Below are 5,468 nucleotides of genomic sequence, written 5' to 3'. Positions count from 1 at the left end.
CAATTTGTTGTGGCACTGTCAAAATGCCCTACCCACCTCGACTAGGTTTAGTCCTAGCTGTATGGCTACTTAAAAGTTTAAGTGCGTAAATATGTTTTTTGTTATGGAGTTTTTCATCCTATATGTACGCACTTTGATTTTATCAAAAATGTCTAATAAATTAGACAATTAGCTTTCATCCCCCGGCTTCCAGCCGGAGGTTCTCAGCATAAGTAGGATAGACAACCTCCGCCAAAAGAATAAATCGCCATTGCTCACCAGTGCTGTAGAAGCAAATGAACCGCAGCGATTAGATTATGGTCAAGCAGTGCTGGAACTTCAATCAGCAGCAGCAGAAGACCCAGAAATTGCTCAAGTGATTTCATCGTTAGACGGACGGCGTTTAGTTTAGGGGAAATCGGTAGTGGCAATAAAGAAGCGATCGCAGCCTTATTGCAACTGCTGCAATCAAATAATCTGGATGAGGACACCCATAGGGAGGTAGCATCAAGCTTAGGGAAAATCGACCCTGGCTAAGTACTTTTGCAGCAGCGACGTTACAAATTAAGTTGCAGTAGTAACAACAGCTTGCCCATTTGTGACAAAGACAGACGCAGACGTTACGAATATTTGTCTATTAACAACAACAGCTTAAGCATTAATTACAAATGGATACTCATTTGCTGCGATCGCGTACTCATTTGTAGCAATTGCTGTCTCATTCATAATTAATGCTTAAAATTTAATCTAACAAATTAAGCATTTATTATAAATGGATACTCATTTGTAGCAATTGCTGTCTCATTCATAATTAATGCTTAAAATTTAATCAAGCAAATTAAGCATTTCTTATAAATGGGTACTCAATTGCTGCAATTGCTTATGTTGAAGTGATTACAGCTTGATTACTTACGCTCACCCGCAGAACCCCACCCCTTAACGCTCTTTTATTACTATTGCTAGATGAAATTTGAAACCCTCTTTTCAGATTAGTCCGCCTAATTTCCTGATGATTGCCCTTTCCCTCATGATGTAGAAACATTATTGGCTGACCAACGTTGAACTTTAAAGAGCTTCCGGCATCCCTTTCCTTACCAAAGAGAGGGGCAAAAGGTGAGTTTTCGTAGTGAGCGGTTTACCGCTCAAAGCCAAGATTTCAACGGCTTTAGCCGTTACTACGTTAAAGAGAGTTTATTTATACCCATCTACTTAAGCGATCGCATGACATATTATTACCTACTTAATTTACTCAAACCAATCTTTTCCTCCTGGTAATTCTGCTAAATGATTATCAATAATATCGAGTAATTCTTTGGGATGATATTTATAAGTTAAATATAAAAGTTTTTGAGCAATATTAATTAATGTTTCTCCATTAAGTCTTTGGTAAACTTGGCTAGGTTTTAATGCACCTGCAAAAATATCAGCGCTGGCTGGTCGAATTGCCATCGCTACTGCTTCTTCTAAATATTCTGACCAGTCCAGAGCTTGAATATAATAAGATTTTTGATTACCTTTAATATTTAATTTGGCAATTTGAATTACTGAATCAGAGATAGAAGCAATCCAAGAGTTGGTTAAACGCTGCTCAATTTGGTTTTTAATTAAATGAATACATAATCTTACTAAAAAGGCTTCTATTTTTCGCAGAATTGCCTGTTTACTCATCTCCTCTAAATCATCAATAATCTCTAGGGCATCATCATAACGATGCTCTAAGATACTTTGTCTTAATTCTATTAATTCTTGTGTCATAGTAAACGAATAATCCTATGAATGAAATACTAGCATTCCTGAGCAATTTGGGACTGTAAACCATGTATCTAGAAACGTAAGACTTCCCTTCCTCTGCCGACAATGTGAGTTAAAATCCTGATATCTTCGTAACTACCCTGGCAAAAAGCCCGAAAAAAGCGATCGCTATGCATCAGTATCCCAATCTCGAACAAGCGCTAAAATACAACTTTGGCTACGATAAATTTCGCCCAGGACAGCGGCAAATTATCGAGGATGCGCTGCAAAATCGGGATTTACTGATTGTTATGCCTACGGGGGGAGGAAAATCGCTATGTTTTCAACTACCAGCAATTCTCAAAAAAGGCTTAACGGTGGTAGTATCGCCGTTGATCGCTTTGATGCAAGACCAAGTAGAGTCATTACGGAATAATAATATTTCCGCAACATTTCTTAATAGCAGTTTGAATGCTTATAAAACGCGATCGCGTGAAGAAGCGATTCTCAAAGGTCAAGTTAAATTACTCTACGTCGCTCCAGAACGCTTATTAAGCGAAAGGTTTCTGCCCTTTCTCGACTTAGTACATCACCAAATCGGCATTTCTGCCTTTGCCATTGATGAAGCGCATTGTGTCTCAGAATGGGGACACGATTTTCGTCCAGAATACCGTCAGTTGAGGTCTGTGCGGAAACGCTATCCAAATATCCCCACTCTCGCACTTACTGCCACTGCCACAGATCGAGTCCGTAATGATATTATCCAACAACTGGCATTAAAGCAACCAAGTATTCATATTGCTAGTTTCAATCGTCCAAATCTCTACTATGAAATTCGCTCTAAAACTAAGTCTGCTTACGCGGAAATATTAGAAATTGTTAGAGAAAATGAAGGTTCGGGAATTATCTATTGTTTGACGCGTAAAAAGGTAGATGAACTCACTTTTAAACTGCAAAATGATAAAATTGCGGCACTTTCTTATCATGCAGGTTTAACTGACGAAGAACGGTCAACAAATCAAACTCGATTTATTCGAGATGATGTGCGCTTGATGGTTGCAACTGTTGCTTTCGGGATGGGAATTAATAAACCGGATGTCCGGTTTGTGATTCACTTTGATATACCGCGCAATTTAGAAAGTTATTATCAAGAATCAGGCAGGGCAGGTAGAGATGGCGAAACATCTCGGTGTACAATGTTTTTCAGTTACGGTGATATTAAAACGATTGAATGGAGTATTAATCAAAAAACCGATCCCCAAGAACAATTAATTGCCAAGCAACAATTACGTCAGGTTATTGATTATGCGGAAGGTACAGATTGCCGGCGAACAATTCAGTTAGGTTATTTTGGCGAACGTTTTCCAGGAAATTGCGGTAACTGTGATAATTGTCGTTTTCCCAAACCGGTGCAAGATTGGACAATTGAAGCGATGAAATTTCTATCTTGCGTAGCACGTTGTAAAGAAAGATTTGGGATGCTGCATATTATAGATGTGTTGCGCGGAGCGAAAACTCAAAAGATTATTCAAAACGAACATGATAAACTTTCTACATACGGTATTGGCAAAGATAAAAGTGTCGATGAATGGCGAATGTTAGGGCGATCGCTTTTACATCAAGGCTTATTAGAACAAACGAACGATGGTTACTCTGTCTTCAAATTGAACGCGTTGAGTTGGGAAGTGATGCGAAAAGAGCGTACAGTTTCTATAGCCATTACCGTAGTACAAAAGCCGATTTGGGAAGGTGATAGCGAGAAAGCAGCAGAAGTGGAAATGCTAGTTTATCGATTGCGATCGCTTCGCAAACAACTTGCTGATGAACAATCTGTTCCACCTTATGTTGTCTTTCCTGATTCTACTTTAAAATTGATGGCACAAGTCAAACCAAAGACACTTGTAGAATTCGGTAAACTTTCTGGAGTTGGCGATTATAAACTAGCTCAATATGGCGATAAATTTCTCAACGAAATTCGCGCTTACTGTCAAGAACAAAATTTGTCAGAAAATAAGGCAAACTATACACCTTCTCAAGGCTTACCTACAGAGACTGAATATTTTACTTTACAGTTACATCAACAAGGTTTAACTGTGGAAGAAATTGCTCAAAAACGCAATTTTCGCCCGACAACAATTATCCGTCACCTTTCAGATTTAATTGATAAAAATCAGCCTGTAGATTTAAATTTGTTGGTTCCGGTAGAAAAGCAGCATAAAATTTTGCAAGTGTTAGAAATTCTTGGAGATATTGCTTTGACACCAATTAAAGAATATCTTGGTGACAGTTATAGTTTTGATGAAATTCGTTTGGTTAAAGGTAAGTGGCGACGGGATAAGAAGTTAAAATAGAGCATGTTTGCGTCGCAAAAAGCCCGCAGGCGCGAGATTCCTGGGGCTACAAGAACAAAGCCTGTCTTCACAGGCTATAAAGCAATACGGTTCAGTTTAGGATTTTACATATGGTGTTAAGCCCCAAATCCTCCAATACGGTTCGGTTAACGTATTGCAAGCGTCCCCATTAGACATTACACATCTAAAGCCAATTTCCGACTAAAACATAAGGTGCCCAAAAATAAGGAGTTTGATATTTATCTAATAAAGCAAGTTGAGCGTGACGCAGAGCTTCGGCTTTAGTTTTACCTTGTGCTAACTCTTGATAAAACTGATTCATTAGTTCCGCAGTTGATTGGTCTTCTACCGACCATAAAGTTGCTAAAGTACTGCGAGTGCCTGCTCGCACGGCTATTCCCGCTAACCCTAAGGTAGCTCGCTTGTCACCGCTAGCGGTTTGACAAGCGCTGAGGACAAGTAATTCAATTGCGCGATCGCTTGTATTCCGAAGCCGCAATAAGTTATCAAAATCTTTGACTTTCAACAGCCGTTCCCAAGTGAGAATAAAGGTTTTATCGGCCTTAGAACTAAACTCACCGTGAGTCGCTATGTGAACTACACTAAATGGTGCTTGTTTAATCTGATTTTGGACATTTTTTTGTGTAAAAGTGCGATTGAGAAGTTCTTTACTTTTGGGTATTGATGAGTGAATTTTCTCTAATTCTACTACGACGTTTTTGAGCGGAGCAAATGAGCGACCTTCAATTTCCCGTTGTTCGCTAACTCCAGCAATTAAAACATTTAATTCTCGTCGTCGCAAAAATTTGGGGTCAACAAGTTGCAAACCCGGAGCTAAGGCGATCGCATACTTTTGGATTAAATATTCTTTCTGTTTCTCGTCATAAAGAAGACCCATCGGAATATTTCGCAAAGAACCATCTAGAACGAATACTAAAGTTTTGATTTTCATCTTTGCTAAATCAACTTCCAGTGGTTCAATTAACCATCTATACAGATTTTTTGAGAGTTTTTTAACATCATTAATTCGGTCGGGTTCTCTCAGAAATTCCCCTAATTTCTCTAGCTTTATTTCAACTTCTTTTGCATCTTTGTAAGTTGTGTAGTGGCTAAGTTTAGTTTGATTTGGTATTTTGAGAATAATTTCTATACGGTCTTTTAAAATAATCGGATAAATCGCTGCGGCTGTTGGATCGATTTTGTCAACCACGTCATCAATTTGTTTTGGTTTCGCTTGTAAACAAGCTTCCCGAAAAAAGTTTTCTAGTTCACTTAATTGCAAAGCTTCAATCACATTCCGCGCTTGCTTTAAGTTATCTTGACTAACTGAGAATTGGGCAATTTGAGGAGGGGGAAAGGGTAAAGGGGAAAGGGTAAAGGGTAAAGAAGAAATATTCCCCCCCTCCC

General features: G+C 38.7%; 5 protein-coding genes. 3 read left to right on the top strand and 2 right to left on the bottom strand.

Translation table 11 applies throughout. The features are described from left to right. Positions 1-250 precede the first annotated feature (250 nt). Both OGM63_RS29370 and OGM63_RS29365 read left to right on the top strand, forming a co-directional pair. Positions 251-391 carry a hypothetical protein gene (locus OGM63_RS29370; RefSeq protein ID WP_263749295.1) on the top strand — a complete coding sequence of 47 codons (141 nt, stop codon included), beginning with the start codon at positions 251-253 and terminating at the stop codon, positions 389-391. Next, positions 364-516, top strand: a complete 153-nt coding sequence (locus OGM63_RS29365) for a hypothetical protein (protein WP_318528571.1) — start codon at positions 364-366, stop codon at positions 514-516. Before OGM63_RS29370 ends, OGM63_RS29365 begins: the two co-directional genes overlap by 28 nt. Positions 517-1,224: 708 nt before the next feature. On the opposite strand, the gene OGM63_RS29360 is transcribed toward OGM63_RS29365, so the two are convergent. Next, on the bottom strand, positions 1,225-1,734 hold the full coding sequence (locus OGM63_RS29360) for a DUF29 family protein (RefSeq protein ID WP_263749294.1): 510 nt from the start codon (positions 1,732-1,734) through the stop codon (positions 1,225-1,227). A 167-nt stretch (positions 1,735-1,901) separates the two neighbouring features. On the opposite strand from OGM63_RS29360, the gene recQ reads away from it, so the two are divergent. Beyond that, entirely contained in the window at positions 1,902-4,061 is a 2,160-nt protein-coding gene (gene recQ / locus OGM63_RS29355) for a DNA helicase RecQ (RefSeq protein ID WP_263749293.1), read from the top strand. Positions 4,062-4,245: 184 nt separating this feature from the next. Here the strand turns inward: recQ and OGM63_RS29350 are convergent. After that, on the bottom strand, positions 4,246-5,468 hold a 1,223-nt coding region (locus tag OGM63_RS29350; protein ID WP_263749292.1), incomplete at its 5' end, for a CHAT domain-containing protein.

This window comes from Plectonema radiosum NIES-515, assembly GCF_025753815.1.
Taxonomy (GTDB): Bacteria; Cyanobacteriota; Cyanobacteriia; order Cyanobacteriales; family Nostocaceae; genus Hassallia; species Hassallia radiosum_A.
Note: the sequence above shows the minus strand (reverse complement) of the source record. Positions and strands in the feature narration are given on the sequence as shown.

Excerpts from the sequence above, each read along its gene's own strand:
- OGM63_RS29360 (WP_263749294.1), bottom strand. The coding sequence starts at position 1,734 with ATGACACAAGAATTAATAGAATTAAGACAAAGTATCTTAGAGCATCGT.
- recQ (WP_263749293.1), top strand. The coding sequence starts at position 1,902 with ATGCATCAGTATCCCAATCTCGAACAAGCGCTAAAATACAACTTTGGC.